The following is an 18,215-nucleotide window of genomic DNA, read 5'->3' on the forward strand; positions in this document are numbered from 1 at the left end:
CCCTCTATGAGGCAGGTTACCCACGTGTTACTCACCCGTCCGCCGCTAGAGACCGAAGTCTCTCGCTCGACTTGCATGTGTTAGGCACGCCGCCAGCGTTCGTCCTGAGCCAGGATCAAACTCTCAAATTAAAAGTTTGTCTTGCTCTTACTTACTTTATCTCAAGTATCTCTTTCGAGATCTCTCAGAATTGCCGGTTTATTTTACCTTTTTCTCTGTTCAATTTTCAAAGACCATAAGTTCATTTAATTATGAACTAAATATCGCTAATTCTCATATTGTATTAACCAACCTGTCGTTAAGCGACTTTTACATCTTAGCATGTCCATTTCTTAATGTCAAGACATTTTTCGAAGTTTTTTTACTTCGTTTTCGGACAGCTTTCATATATTAACACGTTCATTTTCTTGTGTCAACATATTTTTTGAAATTCTTTTTCAAAACTTTGCTGTTTACAGTTCCCCATGAATTGAACTTCTCTGTCAGACAGCTTTTATATAATATCACATAGATAGTATATGGTTAGCTATAAAAAGCTGTTCATCAAAATTTATCCTCAGTAAAATAATTAATTCGGCTTATTTCTTTCTTTTTCTCCTATTGATACACTAGGCAAAGTTTCAAATACGTTTCTTTCATGAACTAGGTACCCACTTTATATATAATACGTCAGCTACTTATATGCTATCTGCTATTCTTCAGAAGGTAACAGGACAGAGGCGCAGATTGTTAAATTTAATTTGGAAATATTTGCTTCCAGCTATGACTTCCGAATTATTGCTTGATGATGCTAATTCGCTTAAGCTTCTGCAAAGTAAATTGCAAAGCCTTAACTTGCCATTTATTCACGGCAGCACAACATCTTCAATTGCTAAAAAGTGCCCAAAAGAAGCTGCCCACTAATCTCTTAGTGGACAGTCCCTTTTAAAAAATTTCAGCATAGAGTCCATGCTACTATTCTTTAGAAACAGCTGCCTCATGTTCAGCTGCTTCCTTTTTCCTTAACCGCTCATCTATATGTCTTTTTATAAAAAGCTTTATTATTCCAGCAACAGGTACAGCTAACACCATGCCCAAAACCCCAGCAATTTGAGATCCAATAAGTACTGCCACTAAAATAAATATTGGTTTAAGTGACACACTCTTTCCAAGAAGCTTAGGTCCAATTATATTTCCATCTATCTGCTGAACAATAAGTAAAACAACTATTGCTATAATGACCTGAGTGTATTGCCCATTTAGCATTCCAAACAATATGGTACCAACAAAAGCAACAATAGGCCCAAAATATGGTATCAAATTACAAAGTCCTGCCAGTACTCCTATCAGCATACCAAATTTTATTCCTATGATAGTTAAACAAATACTGAGAACTATACACATAAATAGCGAATCAAGTAACTGTCCTCTTATATACCCAGAAAATATTCTATTAAAATCTTCCCAGAAATTCTTAATTCTATTTTGCATTTTGTCTGTAAATAGTGCTCTTGAAAATTTATCACAATACTCTTTAAAATCTTCTTTATCTAGAAGTAAATAAATGCCTATTATCAACCCAAAAACAATATTGGAAGCATATGAAGATATATGCTTAGTACTACCAGCTAAGTTATTAGTAAAGTCTTTTAATCCATTAATCAAAGAGGTAGACAATTGTGAGATGTATTGGTCAATAGCATTAGATTTAACTATGTTTAAATCAGCTAACTTACCTTCAAAGCTAGACAACGAGTCTGAAAAACTGTTTATATAATTAGTAATCAACGCTATAGCTTGGTCCAGCTTTATATTAGCAATCTCTTTAGTAATACTAAATATAAACAAACCTACAAGAACAAATATAAGAGTTATTGTTCCTATGATACATGAAAAAACAGCAAGGGATCTATATTTTTTTTGATTTTTAAACCTAATAATCTTACTTTTTGAATACAACTTTTCCGTAAAATTTACCATAGGATCTATAATATACGCAATTACCACACCTATGAACACTGGCGTAAATATTTTTAGAAGATAGAACAATACATCTGTAGCAGTTTTAAATATGATTCCTATTCTAGTGGTAGCAAATCCCAATGCAAAAATGATTGCTACTGTAATAATAACGTAAACTGATATAGTAGTATACTTCTTATTTATATGTGATTTAAATTTTTCAAACATCAAACTCCTCCTAATGTTTCAATAGCCACTTCTACGACTTAACTAACATTAATTATATAGAAATATAGCGTGGTAATCAATTTAATTCATATTCCCTGCCTCTATTGAATAGTACTTTTTAATATGATTCGAAAACACTTCCACCCATCAACTGAATATTCGTATTCAATTTTACCATTATGCTTTTCGGCAATCTTTTTACATATGCTTAGGCCAAGACCACTTCCATTTTTAGTAGTCCTTGATTCATCACCACATATAAATGGTTCAAACATTTTTTGCGCCAGTGATTCAGGTATTGCAGTCCCGTTATCTATTATTTCTAGGGCTACATAGCTTTTGTCATTTTTATATAAACATATTTTCACAGTAGTATTCTCAGGATTATGCTTAGCCGCATTTGTTATTAAGTTTTCAATGGCACGTTTCATTTCTACTTTATCTATTGATAATTCAATAACTTGTTCTGGAATATGGACTTCTAAATTAATATTCTTTTTCTCTAACTCATCAAAGCAATCTGCTATTATTTTTCTGACAAATTCAGCAAAATCAACTTTCTCTAGCTTTAATTTATAGGAGCTGCTATCCATTTTAGCATAAGTTGAAAGCAGCTCTGCCAGTTTATTCATATGCTCAGTTTTACTATAAATCGTCGTTAAATATTCCTGATGCTTTTTAGGTTCCTTCACCATACCCTCCAGTAACGCTTTAGCATATCCTCGTATACTTGTAATAGGAGTTTTCAAGTCATGTACTATGCTGCTTAACATTTGTTGGCGTTCCTGCTCATATTTGTGTCTCTGTTTGCTTGCTTCACCAAGCTCAGCGGCCATAAAGTTAAATGAATCCTCAATTTCTCTGTATTCATACTCAGCATTTAAATTTAATCTTTTTGCATAATTGCCGGAAGTTATTGTCTTTAGACATTCTACTAAAGTTTTATTAGGTTTCGTAATATGCTTCTGTATGTTCCTGCTGTACCAGTATACACATGCAAGAAAAACTATAGTAATGCTGAGCAAAATAATTATAATATATGTTACCCCTATTTCAAAAGTATCCCCAGTAGCATTATAAAGAATATAATTAAATTTGATTTTTTCCACTGGAATCTTTACAATACATACATATTTCTCACCATTATCGCCAACAAATGACTTATATGATGCAACATATCTCTTTTTTTGATCATATGTTGCATTGCCAATATAGAAACCAAGTACATGAATAGAATCGTCTATTGATTCTTTTGAAAATATTGATTGCTGCAATAACTCATCTCTAGTATAATAACTTTTTTTCTCAAGTACCTTTCCCTTTGTATATATTACTTTATTGTTCCTGTCTAATATTTCTATCCATCCAGATATATCCTTAAGATTGTTAATATCTATATTTTTATAGTCAGAACGGACTATATTCTCTGCAAAGATAGCCTTATTCAGTATTTGATTATTTATGGATCTTGCAAATGAGAAAACAAGATTGTAGATTACTGTAACAATAACTATTAACACGAATGAAAACATAATATAGTTTTTAATAAGAAACCAGCCTAAAGTTTTCTTTCTGTTCATCCTAATTATGGAAGCATCTTATAGCCCAATCCTCGAATTGTTTTAATATATGCTTCGCCCTCTCTTTCACCAATTTTTTCTCTTATTCTACTCATATAAACCATAATGTTATTGTCATCTACAATATAATTATCTTCCCAGGCGGCTTCATAAATCTGTTTTTTTGTAAAAACTCTTCCTGGAGTTTCCATAAGCAGTTTCAATATCTTAAATTCAATAGAGGACAATGCTATCTCTTCACCTTTTTTTATTAAAATACACTGATTTAGATCTAGTATTAAATCTCTTAGGCTCAACATAATTTTTTCTTTTACTTCTTTAGCATTAAGCTTATAGAATCGTCTTATGTTCGCATCCACTCTTGCAGCTACTTCAAGAGGATCAAATGGTTTTGTTATATAATCATCAGCACCTATACCAAGTCCTAAAACTTTATCCGCACTTGCTGTTCTTGCTGATAGGATAACAATTGGAATATTATTATTCTGCCGAACTATCTTAATTAACTCATGTCCATTAATATATGGCATCATAATATCAATTATAGCTAAGTCAACTTGCTGTGTATTTATAAGTTCCAGAGCTGACTTGCCATTTGATGCCGAAAGAATTTCGTATCCATCCTTTTCCAAATAGAGACTTAAAAAATTAATTATTTCTTGTTCATCATCAGCTATAAGAATACGATAACTCACAGCATTCCTTCCCTTCACCATAAAAATATATCTTGTCCATATTATATCATTTTACATCAGCATTATGAAATAAGACTACACTCACTTTTATTAATGCAGTAATTAGTATAATTGAAGTAATACCAAAAATTAAAGATTGCGAACTTGAAATGTGTTTTGACAATAAAAATTCATTTTCCATATAGAAAGAGGTATATTTCATGAATTTCAATGTTTTTAATCCAGCCATATACTTTCCGGCATACATCGCAATAAGCGCAATAACAAAGGTCATCATCATATTAAATCTACATCCTAAGCAATAAGTGAGAGCTGTAAGAAATGCAAAGGTTACAATAGCACACAAAATTGATAGAACAATCTCTCTTGCTGTAATTCCATAAGCTTTTAATGCAAATTTACCATTTCCAAATTTTGAGTCTGCAATAAAAATATAATATGAGGTTGATGTAACTACCATTAGTGTGAAGATTGAAATCATAAAAGTTGTTATTATAGCGATAAATTTACCCCATACAATCTGACTTCTTTTGCCTACACGCAGCAGCAACATTTTAATTTGACCTCGCTCCAATTCTGATGAAAACTGAGACGAAGCTACAAGGATAAATAGTATCCCCATTATACCTAACTCTGATAGGAACTCCCAGATAAACACGGTATAATCCATACAGGACAACATCTGATTTTTTACAGCAGTATCAGCTGAAATTTTAACAGCACCGGACCTTACTGCAAAACTTACAATGAAAGCTAAAATACTGGGAATCAATAAAATCCAACATGTTTTCCTTTTTATCATTTTGTATAACTCCATTTTATATATTTGAAATAGTCTCATAATAACTTAACTTCCTTTCATCATCTATTCTTTGAACTAGCATTATCTCATGAGATCCAATAGCGAGATGCTGCATTTTTTAATATTTTCATAACTGTCCGAGTACTTAATCCTTCCTTCACTTAATACTATTATATCTTGAGCTAAATCCTTCACTTCTTCCATCTGGTGGCTAGAAAATATGATAGATGTATTATTTTCTTTGCACAATCTTTTAAGTATCTCTTTTGTATCTTCTATTCCTATAGGATCTAATCCAACAAAAGGTTCATCAAGTATTAAGAGATCAGGTTCTATAATAAACGCTTGAGCCAATGCTAAACGCTGTTTCATACCGAACGAGAATGTCTTAACCTTCTTTTTTTTAACATTCTTAAGGTCTACAAATTCTAAAAGTTTTTCTATTGTACTTTTTGCCTCATTCATATTAAAGCCCCTAGTGATCATCATAGATAGCTTCAAATTATCATAAGCAGTTAAATCTTCAAAAAAATTTACCTCCACTAATGAACCTATTTTGCTTTTCATTATCTCATCTTCTGGGGTCAACAGTTTGCCTTCAAATATTATATTGCCATCATAATTACAGTTAAGGCCTAAAATACTTTTTAGCAGTGTAGTCTTTCCAGCACCATTTCTGCCAAGTAGTCCAAGTATTCTTCCCCGCTTCAGTTCAAATGAAACATCTTGAAGTACGCTAATTTTTCCATATGATTTTTTAAGTTGTTTTACAGTTAAAATTGTATCCATATATTCATATCCTTTCTATTACTTATGCAAATATTATATATGGATAAGCTTTATCGAAAATGGTCTTAACCTTAAAATAACCTTAAATATGGGGAAGTGATCTTCGTAGGCTACAAGATGCCTCCTGTGATCGCTTCCCCATTGCAAGCTCTATATATTTACAAACATTATTTTATGTATAGCTTCTTTCACTTTTTGCTTGTTAATTTGCAAAACAAATAAGGAGTACCTATACCGATTTACAAAAACCATATAAGCCTCCTACTGGTTAAAACCAAAACCTTAATATATGTTCATTTTTCTAAGAATTTATAAAATTCTCAAAAGTATCTTGTTTCTCAGCATCTTCGCACAGTTTAATATCTGCGCCTAGACTTTTGAAACATTCAATGGCGTCAGAATACCCTCTTTTTATATGTTCAACACCTGTTATACGAGTAACACCCTCAGCTATTAAGCCTGCTATAATTAAACTCATTCCAGCTCTTATATCAGTTGCATGGACCCAATTTCCAACTATTTTTCTTCTTGCTGGAATTGTGGCACTGCCATCCTTTAGAATAATATTGGCTCCCATTCGATTTAATTGTAAACAATGTCCAAACCTATTGGGATATACTTTATCAATCAAAGTACTATGACTATCAGCTGTTAATAGCATTGATGTCAAAGGCTGCTGCAAATCTGTAGCAAATCCTGGATACATCGTTGCTTTTACATTGACACCATGAATATCTCCTGCTGCATATGCATTAATATAGCTGTCACCAGCTTCAATAGTAACCCCAGCCTCTTTAAGCTTCTCAGTACAAGACACCAAATGTTCCGGTGTGACATTGTTAACAGTAATGTTGCCTCTAGTAGCTCCTGCAGCAATAATAAAGCTGCCGGCTATCAGTCTATCTGGTATAACCTTGTGAGTACATCCTTCAAGCTTATCAACACCGTCAATAGTTATTGTTTCAGTACCAGCGCCTTTAATTTTAGCGCCCATCTCACTCAGCATAATCGCAAGATCAACTATTTCTGGATCTCTTGCAGCATTTAATATTGTGGTTCTTCCTTCAGCTAAAACCGCAGCAAGTATAGCATTTATTGTGGCTCCACTAGTAATGACATCAAAATAAATATTTTTGCCTATAAGCTTCTCAGCTGCCACCTCATAATAATCATTATAAAACGTAACCTTTGCCCCTAAAGCTTCGAATGCTTTTATATGCTGATCTATAGGTCTTCTGCCAAAATTATCTCCCCCAGGATAGCCTATTGTTACCTTTTTAAATTTTGCAAGTAAAGCTCCAATAAAATAATATGAAGCTCTATATAAAGAACTTTTTTCAGGATCAATAACTGCGCACATTATATTACTGGGATCAATAATCACATTTTCATTTCTTCTTATAATTTCCAATCCTATATCTTTACCAATACTTTGTATAACTTCTATATCAGATATATCAGGGACGTTTTCAAGTATTACTTGCTCTTCTGTCAAGCAGCATGCCGCCAAAAGCGCAAGACTGCTATTTTTTGATCCTGGCACATCAATAGTACCATTTACTGAATGCATCCCCTTTATTTCAATCCATCTCATAATCTATATCAACCTCTTGCCAATTATTTTTTAAATTAAAACATTGCATAGTAGCAATAATATTATAATGAGCTAATTTAGCTTTTATGTCAATATAATATACGTATATTTTCCCAAGAAGTATCCTATTAGTAATGAGATAATAATTTTTGAATATATACGATAAAACCACGCTATTTTTGCAGCGTGGTTCTTTATCATAAAAATTGTTATATAAAATTAACCAGTTCCTTATGAGTGCCGTTTTTAAGAAAAATAGGTATAATATCAACCGGTGCTTCTACAGTTATAGTTTGACCACCTTTAAATACCCTTCCATCATTCATACTAGTCCATTCTGCCCCCGATGGAAGATAAACTTCTCGGCTGTAAGCTTCTTCATATACGATTGGTGCAACTAAAATATCGTTACCATACATATATTGATCTTTTAAATCCCAGCAAGCTTTATCCTGAGGAAATTCATAAAACATAGTTCGCATTACTGGAGTTCCTTTTTCATGAGCTTGTTTCATAAGTTTTCTTGTATATGGACGGAGTTTTTCTCTTAGGTTAATATACTTTACAAGTATCTCATAGACTTCATCACCAAAACTCCATACCTCATTGTCGCTTCCACTAAAAAGTGCCTTACTACCGTCTTTTTTATAAATCTGCTGACTTGGATATCTATCTCCATGAAGCCTCATAACAGGACAGAAAGTTCCCCATTGAAACCAACGTACTAAGAGTTTTCTAAAGTTTTCATCTTCAGGATTTCCACCAGCAAAACCACCAATATCTGTTGTCCACCACGGAATACCAGCTATACCCATATGTAATCCAGCACATATTTGTCTTCTAAATACTTCATAGTCACAGTGGATATCACCTGACCACACTAAAGCACCATATCTCTGACTTCCTGCCCAAGCACAGCGAACTAGGTTTACCACGTTTTCCTGACACTGCTGTGTCATTCCATCATAAAAAGTTCTAGAATACATTTGCGGGTATATATTCCCTATCTGAACATTCGGCCCTATATGATAGCGATAATTATCGAAATCGTACACACCATATTCAGGTTCCGCCTCATCCAACCAGAAAATTTTGATACCATAATCATAGTAATTTTTTTTGCACTTTTCCCACACGTACTTTCTGGCAGCTGGATTAGTAGCATCATAAAATACACTGTCTCCTCCAAATCTCATGCATACATAAACACCCATTTCAGTTTTTACCAACAATCCCTTATCTCGCATCTCCTGAAAATTTTCACTTTCAAGGTCAATTTGCGGCCAAACAGAAACCATCAATTCTATACCCATTTCTTTTAATTCATCTACCATAGCTTTCGGATCTGGAAAGAACTCTTCTTCAAAGCGAAAATCACCCATCTTGGGCCAATGAAAGAAATCACATACTATTACATCTATCGGTATGTTTCTTCTTTTATATTCCCTAGCTACCTTTAAAAGCTGCTCCTGATTCCAATATCTCAACTTGCATTGCCAAAACCCTAACCCATATTCCGGCATCATAGGAACTTTACCAGTTGCATCAGCATATGCTTCTTCAATTTCTGCAGGTGTATCTCCTGCAGTAATCCAATAATCTAATTGTTTTGTGCTTTCTGCATACCATTCGGTAGTATTTTTTCCAAAACTAACTCTGCCTATTGCTGGGTTATGCCATAAAAATCCATAGCCCTCGCTTGAAAGTACAAATGGTACACTAGCTTGAGCATTGCGGTGTGCTAGTTCTAGGTTACAGCCCTTGATGTTAATAATTTCCTGTTGATACTGCCCCATGCCGTAAAGTTTTTCTTCAGGATCAGCTTCAAAGCCTGCAGTTAACCTATAATCGCCTCCTATTATAGGTTTGAATTTTCGTGCATATAGATTTAATGAACCATTAATACCTATTTCTTTTATTAATAGTTTATCCTTATTATTGTAAAACATTAGACGACAGCGATTTTTCTCCCATCCTTCCGTCTGTAGTACAACTTTTATTTTTCCATTTTCTATTACTGCTTCATCTTCATATATTGCTATTTTCGAATCGCATTTTTCAGGAGACAGTAGAGCAAAATCTGTATCTAATATTTCTCCCATTACTACAGCTCTTACCCTTATACTATTTTTTCCCCAAGGCTCTACTCTTAAAGTTTCTCCATTACACTGCCATACTAATGCATTCTGATTTTTACTGAATATTCCCATCAAATCCCTCTTTTCTACATAAATAAAATTGATATAAAGGTTTACACTTACCTATACATCAATTTTATTAATAATAAAGGATTTTCTCTCTATGTATATTAACATCTTGTCCTGTTATTTTCACCTATTTACGATTCAGCCTGTTTCTATATTCCGTGGGCGTGCAATACAACACTTTTTTAAACACATCTGTAAAGTAATTTATATTACTGAATCCTGTATCAAGAGCTATATCTATAAGTTTTTTATCAGTAGTCTGAAGCAAATAAGTAGCCTTAGTTATACGAAAACTGTTCAAGTATTCAATGGGGGTCATATTTATATATTGTTTAAAGAATCTGCAGAAAGCTCCAGCGCTCATATTAACCGAAGATGCCAAATCAATTAATGTGATTTTATACTTATAATTCTTTTGAATATATAGGACGACATTTTTTATTCTCTCTGTCTTATATGACTTTGTAGGTTTCCAATCCCGTTTTTCTTGTTTTCCATAACATATTACTTTATATAATAACTCATAAATTTTAAATTTAATTAATAACTCATAGCCAAATTTATGTTCAAAATAGGCATTCTTTATATCATACAAAATAGGTAGTATTAATAGTTTTTTCTCTATTGTTTTATTTATGAGAACCGGAAAATCGTTTTTGCTTAAAAACAGAGGCTGTATGTATTTCTGTTGAACAATATCATTAATCATACTGTTAACAAAATCAGAATGAATAAGGACAGCATAAAATTCAACATCATCATTATTTACACGATATGCAGTATGTACTTCATTGGGACTGATAAAAACAATTTCTCCTTCAGAAATTTCGTAAATTTCTCCATTAACATGAAATTGGGCAGCACCTCTTGTAATAAAAAGTATTTCCAATTCTTCATGCCAGTGGCAATAAAGAATTATATCCTGCTTTTCAGAAACTACAGTATGATGAACGCTCATGTGAAATAGCATGTCACCATGCGGAATATTTTCTTTTAAATTCTTGGGAATGCCTGTTTGCTGCATACATTCTTCATTGCTATTTCTATTCATTTCTCATACCGCCTCTGATTTTGTACATTTGTCTAATCATTATTTATGAGATTATTCTAAAGCAAACAGGCTAAAATATCAACGAATAGTTTTATTTCAAATCATAGCTATGAATTCCAGATAGAATAAGCATTACTCTTTTTTTTCTTCAATATATCTTTTCTATAATTAATATGTTGTAGCACTACGGATACTGATTCGTTCATTAAGCACTTGTAATACGAATTTCCTACGAAAAAGAAGATTACTTTTTCATTCTACTTGGTGAAAGCACGCTTTCATGAACATTTCCTAAAGAGTAAAAAATCACATCAAGAAATATCTTCAATGTGATTTTTATACATAATATTGTTATTTGATACCATTATATACTAAGGAATTTGTTTTTTTCCCCTACGTAGTAAACATGCAGCTGATGCAAAGCTCTAGTGCACGCTACATAAAAAAGTCTTCTATCAATTTCGCTTTTATATTTACGATTTGATGCATTGTATACAATAACTGCATCAAATTCCAAACCTTTAGCTAAATATGACGGCACAACTAATACTCCTTTTTTTATTTCATCTTCTGATTTATCAAGAATTTTCACGCTCACAAGTTCCTTTAATCGATGCTCTGCCTCCAATGCAGCGCTTCTTGTTTTGCATATAACTCCAATTGTCTCATATCCCTTTTTATATAGTTCATCAATATCTTCAGATATTAATCGATCCATATTGTAAATATCTTTTGCCGATATAATTTTAGGTTCTTCTTCGTGCCTGTCAAAAGATATTATCTCTTCTTTACCATCCAGAAGTTTCTTTGAAAAACGATTAATTTCATATGAACTTCTAAAGCTCTTTTTCATAAATAATTTTATCGATTTCTTCTTACCAAAAATCCTCTCTATATCATTATATAAATTAGCATTACCTTGCCTTTCCAAACTTTGGTTATAATCTCCAAGCACTGTATACCTAGCTTCCTTAAATAGAAGTTTAAACACCTCATATTGGAGAGGATAGTAATCCTGAGCCTCATCTATTACTACTTGCTTAATTTGTGAGAAATTATCACTGCCTTCCAATTTAAACTTAATATACAGCAGCGCAGCACAATCTTCGTAATTGATTTTATTTTTTAAAAAATTTATTTCTGTAGCTTCAAGTATATCCTCTATATTTCTTGGCAATTGCAGTCCTCTGGCAAGCATTAAGAAAAGCTTTTTATTACTGAACATCTTGTAATATAGTTTCACATAATTGACCACTGTAAATTTTTTTAGATAGTTAATAAAATTATCGCTTTCCTTTATGGCCATAAGCCTAGCAAAAGCCTTTATTTCCAATCTATGATTATCACACTTTTCTACTACTTCTTCAATCTTTTGAAGTCTTTCTTTTCTTAGAGCATGTATCTTATTTAAAATCATGTTTTCTATTCTATTAAGCCTTTTAGCTATAGGCAAATTTATTTTATTATCCAAGAAAAAATTTCTGAGTTCCTGTCTTGTATATATAATTTTTTTATCATAATATATGTCTTGAAAATCTATTAAGTGTTTTTCACAATATCTTACCAATCTATTTAATATGTTAACGAATTCTACAGACCCTTTAAATTTAATTGATGAATCCAGTACAGCAAAATCATCCTTTTCCTGAGCTGTAACAAGTCTTTCCAGCTGCTCTGACCTGCTTTCAGTAAGATATCCGCAGCAAATATGTTTTCTAATTATTTTATCGAATGTCAGATTTTCAACATTATCCTCTCCAAGTTCCGGAAGTACGCCTTCGATATACCTGCTAAAAGTATCATTTGGTGATATTATAATCACATTGTTTGCTTGTAATCTTGAGCTTAAACCCTCATAAAGTAAAAATGCAATTCTATGCAGTGCTATTGAAGTTTTCCCACTGCCGGCAACGCCTTGAACAATAAGCAGTTCATTATCTGTATCCCTAATTATCATGTCCTGTTCTTTTTGTATTGTTTCAACTATATTTCTCATTTTAGGTGAAGCATTTCTGCTAAGTACTTGTTGCAAAATTTCATCATCTATTTTTACGCTGCTGTCAAAGAAAAATTTCAGCACTGATTTTTCAATTTTATATTGCCTTTTCAACGTAATATTGCCTTCTATAATTCCCTGAGGTGATATATAACTCCCATTTCCAAGTTCACATCTGTAAAACATGCTTGAAATCGGTGCTCTCCAATCATATATATATATATCTTTTGTGTCTGAATCTATTAAACTATGCATGCCTATATATATTTTTTCTGAATCGTAATTTTCTTCCTTAAAGTCAATCCTTGCAAAATAAGGTGTGTTAATCATTCTGGTATATTTTTCCACATTTTTAACAACACTATCATAGGTTCTACTTTCTCTGCTTACTTCAGAAAGGTAATTTAAAAGTTCAGGTATTCTATCTACGTCATCAGAAAAATGAACTCCTGCTTCCCACATCTCCTTGCGTGAACTTATAAGGCTCTTATTTTTATGCTGTAAATTTTCAGTTTCTTTAATAAGTTCCTTTTCTATAGCTTTTAAAGTTTCGCTAAGATACATATTTTCTTCCTGCTGATTTTTAATGAAATTGCTCATATTGACACTCTCCTTTAAATAGAATATTTTTCCATAAAAAGATACTCTTAATTAATTTTAAAAAAAGCTTGACACTGCGGTTAAAACTATGCTAAAATAATTATGTAAAATATGATATTATGGTGTGTTTTTTAATTTTGTATAGACATTAATTGTACCATTTAGTTTTGCGCTTGTAAATTATATAATTGGACTGTTATATTCTAAATAAAAAGCCTTGATATGTGTTTTCATATCAAGGCTTTTGTTTTCAATCAATCAAACCATTTTTCAAATTACATTTTTGTTATACAATTTTTCCACTTATTATGATATATTTATATCTGTACTATTCTGATATGTTTTAAATTTATCACATTACTAAATATTTAAGTTAAGGAGCAGATTTTGAAATGGTAAATTTAAATGATTTTTTGTCCAAGCATAAATTTGAATACACAATTCTAAACAGCAACAATCTCAGTGAGATAACTTTTTCTTCAATAGGAATAGGAATAAACGATTATATTTTTATAGCCGACTCAAATTATGGCGGAGATTATGTAAATAGCCATATAACAATATTAGATAGCTCAGATATGTCTCATTTGCTAAATTGTAATAAAAAAATAATATATTCAGGCATTCTAATTGTAATTAGTACTAGTATGGATACAAATCTATCAGAAATGCTGAATAAACTTCATAAAGAAAACGATATCTCAACGATTATACATATAGCTTCGCGATTAGATTCTAATTATTTTTACTCTGAATTAATCAAATATAAAAACGATTCTTTTGAGTATTTTCAGAACTCTTTAGTGAATGAATGTATAAATTTAATGGATCTGCTTTCAAAAGATGTTGAAATAGAAGCAATCGTTTCAACAGCATATAAAATCTTAAAAAATCCATTAATAATACTAGACAAATACCATAGGATTGTAGCACATACCTCATCTTTCGAAATTCATGATCCTATATGGAAAACGTTAATCGATGACAAGTACTGTTCTCCTTCCCTATTGAAAATAATAGGCTATAATGATTTCTGGCTAAGATTAGATAAAAGTAATGAACCGTTATTTATTGACAATGTAAAATTCTCTTCCAATGCTAGAAAAGCCTTATTTCCAATAAAAGTTCGTGATAAATCCAGGGGATATGTAGCTTTACTTGAAAGCAGTAAAAAAATCTCTCCAAACGACTTACAAATACTAAAAATAATTAGCAAAGCCATAGCTATAAAATTCTCAAAAGAAGATATGGTATCTAAAGCAGCCGAAATGTTAAGTGAGAACTTAACGAAAGAATTGCTATTAGGACGCATGCCGAATGAAGGGCTGGCATCTATCCACTGTGAAGCGTTAGGCTGGAATTTAAATAATTATTTTAGTGTTTTAGAGATTAAGCATCTGTCCGGATCTAAATTGACTGATAACAGCCTGAAACTGATATCTACTATATTGAAAGATATTTTTCCTCTATGTGTACATACCAATAATACTAAAAGAGCTTATTTTCTGATAAGCTTCAAAAACAGAAAAAATTTATATAAAACGGCTTATTATAATCTTGAAGCAATCATGAAAGAAAAAAATTAATAGGTTGTTTTGGAAATACCGTGGATTCTTTATTGAAAATAAATGAAAGCTATAAACAAGCAAAAAAAACTGGAGAAATTATTAATTTTCTAAAAAAAGACTGCCAGAAAAGAATCTTTATTTGTATAACGAGATAGCAATATATGACACCATACTTGAATTATATAAATGCCAGCCTTCAGAAAAAATAGAAAATCCAAATTTAGCCTTGCTTAAAGCCATGGACAAGAATGAAAAAACTGAATATTTAAATACACTTAGGCACTTCTTTAATAATAATCAATCCATAGGTGCTACTGCTGAACACATGTTTCTTCATCGTAATACTATAAAATATAGATTAAACAAAATTCGTGGACTTATGGAGGATGATTTTGATAATCCTCTGATACGATTACAGATGCACTTGTCTCTGATAATTGATGAAATAACTAGTCTCTAATAACGGATTGGTTTGTCTTAGCAAAAGTACTAATAGGTTTGTCAATATCGACAAAAATCGTTTACTATATTTTCATATAATGAAAAGGATTAATTGTACTAATTATAGAAAACTATGGATGTATTTAACTATTTGATGATTTTTTTAATTCTATGCTTATGAAAAGAGGTAATAAAATGATTTTTTTAGACGGATTAGACAATCTAAAAGCTTTAGCTGAAGTTCAAGTAGAATTGATGTGTGATGGAGTAATGTTTGCAATAGTGGAATATGACTCAATAGTTTGGCAGATTTCTTCTAGCCATTTTGATAGCTACAAGCTAGCTATAGGAACCAAAGTTGATGATAGTAGTTCAATTTTGGATGCAATTAATCAAAAAAAGATAACACATAGCGATATTCCTTCTTCAGTTTATGGTATAACAATGAAAGTGACTGCAATACCAATCTTAGATAAAAATGAACATTGCTGCAGAGCTTTCGTTATTATACTTCCGAAAATTCACCACATTGAAGGTGCTTTTACAGAAATAGCACCAATGATTGCAGAAATGTTTCCTAGCGGTGCCTTTATATCATTATCTGATGGCACTAAAATAACTAAAATTCAATCATCTAATAAATTTGATATATCTACTATAAAAGTTGGTTCAGAAATAAATAAAAGCAGTATAGCATACAAAGCTTTACATACTGCAAAAATTCAACGAGCAGATATCGATTCATCAGAATATGGCTGTCCGGTAAGATTATTAGCGTATCCTTTGATTGATAATGAATCAAATAAAGTTGTGGGAAGTATGAATATTATTCGTCCTAAAAAAAACGAATTAGATCTTCATAATATGTCAGAAACGCTTGAAAACAGTCTTGCATCTATTTCTGCTACAATAGAAGAATTAGCCTCTTCCTCTTCAACAATATACGAAAATCAGCAGCTCCTTAATAATAGCATTAACGATATATCTGTTCTGTCAGATGAAATAAACAATATAAGTTCATTTATAGAACAGTTAGCTAACCAAACAAAGATGCTCGGACTTAACGCCTCTATTGAAGCCGCCAGAGCTGGGGAAAGCGGTAAGGGCTTTGGTGTTGTGGCGAAAGAAATAAGGAAATTATCTGATCAGTCAAAAAGTACAGTTCCTAAAATTCAACAATTAACAAATCATATAAAGTACAAGGTAAATGAGATTATTAAGGAAAGTGAACATTCCTTATCCACTACCCAAGAACAAGCAGCATCAACTCAAGAAATAGCATCTAGCATTGAAGAAATTAATTCTTCCTCTGAAAAACTTGCTGAAATAGCCAACAGTCTATAATTTGAATTAATTATTAAACATAAAAAATTCATATCAGTATAAAATTTGTGCTGATATGAATTTTCTACATTTCTATTTATTCTCAATAATTGCACTTGCAATCCTAAATAGTTCATCTGAGCTGGCACTGAGTTCTTCAATTGAAGCATTTACTTCTTCAGTAGTTGATGCTTGTGTTTGAATTATGGTGTTTACACTTTCTATATTTCCCACTATTTTTTCAATGGAACCATTCATATTATTAATACTATCCTCTATTTTTTCCACTGCATCGGAACTATTTAATGATAATTTACGTATCTCTGTTGCTACTACGCTGAAACCTGCACCTTCTTTACCGCTTCTAGCAGCCTCAATAGATGCATTTAATCCAAGTAAATTAGTTTCATTTGCTATATCCTTTAGAAATTCAGTAATTCTTTGCGTTTCACTAGTACTTGCTTTCATCTGCTCAGAAGTCCTCATTGTATTCTCTTGAGATGTTGCTAATTCCTGAGCAGTGTTAGCTATACTGTCTACACTTTTAACCATTTCACTTATTCCTTCATTGAACTCTTTAATCTTTTGAGACAATTCAACACTCATTTGTTTCCTGCCCATCATCTCATTAATGTCTATTATTGAACCTAGAACAGTAATTGGTTTCCCGTTGTCATCTCTGGTTGTCACGCCTTCAGCATGAAACCATCTATATTCTCCATTTTTACACTTTAATCTATAATCCAAGTTGTACGGTGTCTTTCCAAAATAATCAGTTATATGTTTCTTAAATGCATTTACAGTTTTCTCCAAGTCATCCGGATGAAGCTTGTCTGACCAACTATTCAATTTATTAGGGAAATCAGATTCGTCAATATACCCTAATAAGTTTCTAAATTCATCTGACCAAATAAATACATTTTCCGGATTAACTGGGTCCTCAGAAATAACATCCATATGCCATAATCCCATTTTAGCCATTTTACTTCCTATTTGCAGCGTAGCGGTTAACTTTTTATTTTCTCTTTGAAGCTCTTCATTTTTCTTTTTCAGTTGTTCTTTTTCCTTTTCAAATGCCTCACTAGCTTCTGTCTTTGTATCTGTAACTTTTACAACCTTACGGCTGCTGGAGTTTTCTACTAAATCAAGCATACTGTTTATGTTGCCAATGATTTTTTTTAATACTATATTTTGCGTATTTCCTCTTGCCTTTAAATTTCCATTTTTTATACCAAACAGTATTTGTTCTACTTCTGTTTCTAAATCTTTAAGAATATTACTTTGATTTTCAGCTTTTGATTTAAACAACATATTATTATCCCTCCATCATCATATATACAAGCACTATTATTGAAAATATACGATATACTATGTTCAAAGATTTTTTTGAACTATGATTA

Annotated in this window: 14 protein-coding genes and 1 rRNA gene; 4 read left to right on the forward strand and 11 right to left on the reverse strand. The window is 31.8% G+C overall.

Going from position 1 to position 18,215, the window contains the following annotated elements:
• Nucleotides 1–131: ribosomal RNA gene (locus CLORY_RS20000) — 16S ribosomal RNA — on the reverse strand; the annotation flags it as partial.
• Nucleotides 132–726: 595 nt separating this feature from the next.
• Between CLORY_RS20000 and CLORY_RS23430 the strand changes: the two genes are divergently transcribed.
• Nucleotides 727–903: a hypothetical protein gene (locus tag CLORY_RS23430; RefSeq protein ID WP_169911695.1), complete on the forward strand. Its 177-nt coding sequence runs from the start codon at nucleotides 727–729 to the stop codon at nucleotides 901–903.
• A gap of 51 nt (nucleotides 904–954) precedes the next feature.
• Here the strand turns inward: CLORY_RS23430 and CLORY_RS20010 are convergent, their stop codons facing one another.
• From CLORY_RS20010 to CLORY_RS20050, 9 genes are all read right to left on the reverse strand, one after another.
• On the reverse strand, nucleotides 955–2,169 hold the full coding sequence (locus tag CLORY_RS20010; RefSeq protein ID WP_079427859.1) for an AI-2E family transporter: 1,215 nt from the start codon (nucleotides 2,167–2,169) through the stop codon (nucleotides 955–957).
• Nucleotides 2,170–2,270: 101 nt separating this feature from the next.
• The gene (locus CLORY_RS20015; protein WP_079427861.1) at nucleotides 2,271–3,749 is read right to left on the reverse strand and encodes a HAMP domain-containing sensor histidine kinase; all 1,479 of its coding nucleotides are present in this window, start codon (nucleotides 3,747–3,749) and stop codon (nucleotides 2,271–2,273) included.
• 5 nt (nucleotides 3,750–3,754) lie between these two features.
• Nucleotides 3,755–4,444: a response regulator transcription factor gene (locus CLORY_RS20020; protein WP_079427883.1), complete on the reverse strand. Its 690-nt coding sequence runs from the start codon at nucleotides 4,442–4,444 to the stop codon at nucleotides 3,755–3,757.
• Nucleotides 4,445–4,490: 46 nt separating this feature from the next.
• Nucleotides 4,491–5,246, reverse strand: a complete 756-nt coding sequence (locus CLORY_RS20025) for an ABC-2 transporter permease (RefSeq protein WP_139376106.1) — start codon at nucleotides 5,244–5,246, stop codon at nucleotides 4,491–4,493.
• An 81-nt stretch (nucleotides 5,247–5,327) separates the two neighbouring features.
• Nucleotides 5,328–6,035, reverse strand: a complete 708-nt coding sequence (locus CLORY_RS20030) for an ABC transporter ATP-binding protein (protein WP_079427865.1) — start codon at nucleotides 6,033–6,035, stop codon at nucleotides 5,328–5,330.
• 301 nt (nucleotides 6,036–6,336) lie between these two features.
• Entirely contained in the window at nucleotides 6,337–7,629 is a 1,293-nt protein-coding gene (gene murA, locus CLORY_RS20035) for a UDP-N-acetylglucosamine 1-carboxyvinyltransferase (protein WP_079427867.1), read from the reverse strand.
• 209 nt (nucleotides 7,630–7,838) lie between these two features.
• Nucleotides 7,839–9,839: a glycoside hydrolase family 31 protein gene (locus CLORY_RS20040; protein ID WP_079427869.1), complete on the reverse strand. Its 2,001-nt coding sequence runs from the start codon at nucleotides 9,837–9,839 to the stop codon at nucleotides 7,839–7,841.
• Between the two features lie 124 nt (nucleotides 9,840–9,963).
• Complete coding sequence (locus tag CLORY_RS20045) at nucleotides 9,964–10,887, reverse strand: AraC family transcriptional regulator (protein ID WP_079427871.1); 924 nt, start codon at nucleotides 10,885–10,887, stop codon at nucleotides 9,964–9,966.
• Nucleotides 10,888–11,251: 364 nt separating this feature from the next.
• Nucleotides 11,252–13,483, reverse strand: coding sequence for a HelD family protein (locus CLORY_RS20050; RefSeq protein WP_079427873.1), 2,232 nt, complete (start codon nucleotides 13,481–13,483; stop codon nucleotides 11,252–11,254).
• Nucleotides 13,484–13,875: 392 nt separating this feature from the next.
• Here CLORY_RS20050 and CLORY_RS20055 point away from each other — a divergent pair, with 392 nt between their 5' ends.
• From CLORY_RS20055 to CLORY_RS20065, 3 genes are all read left to right on the forward strand, one after another.
• Entirely contained in the window at nucleotides 13,876–15,069 is a 1,194-nt protein-coding gene (locus tag CLORY_RS20055) for a hypothetical protein (RefSeq protein WP_079427875.1), read from the forward strand.
• Between the two features lie 121 nt (nucleotides 15,070–15,190).
• Nucleotides 15,191–15,511: a helix-turn-helix domain-containing protein gene (locus CLORY_RS20060; RefSeq protein ID WP_079427877.1), complete on the forward strand. Its 321-nt coding sequence runs from the start codon at nucleotides 15,191–15,193 to the stop codon at nucleotides 15,509–15,511.
• Between the two features lie 176 nt (nucleotides 15,512–15,687).
• On the forward strand, nucleotides 15,688–16,836 hold the full coding sequence (locus tag CLORY_RS20065; RefSeq protein ID WP_079427879.1) for a methyl-accepting chemotaxis protein: 1,149 nt from the start codon (nucleotides 15,688–15,690) through the stop codon (nucleotides 16,834–16,836).
• A 72-nt stretch (nucleotides 16,837–16,908) separates the two neighbouring features.
• Here the strand turns inward: CLORY_RS20065 and CLORY_RS20070 are convergent, their stop codons facing one another.
• Nucleotides 16,909–18,126, reverse strand: coding sequence for a methyl-accepting chemotaxis protein (locus CLORY_RS20070; RefSeq protein WP_079427881.1), 1,218 nt, complete (start codon nucleotides 18,124–18,126; stop codon nucleotides 16,909–16,911).
• Between the last annotated feature and the right edge of the window lie 89 nt (nucleotides 18,127–18,215).

The organism is Clostridium oryzae, from assembly GCF_002029235.1.
Lineage (GTDB): Bacteria > Bacillota > Clostridia > Clostridiales > Clostridiaceae > Clostridium_AE > Clostridium_AE oryzae.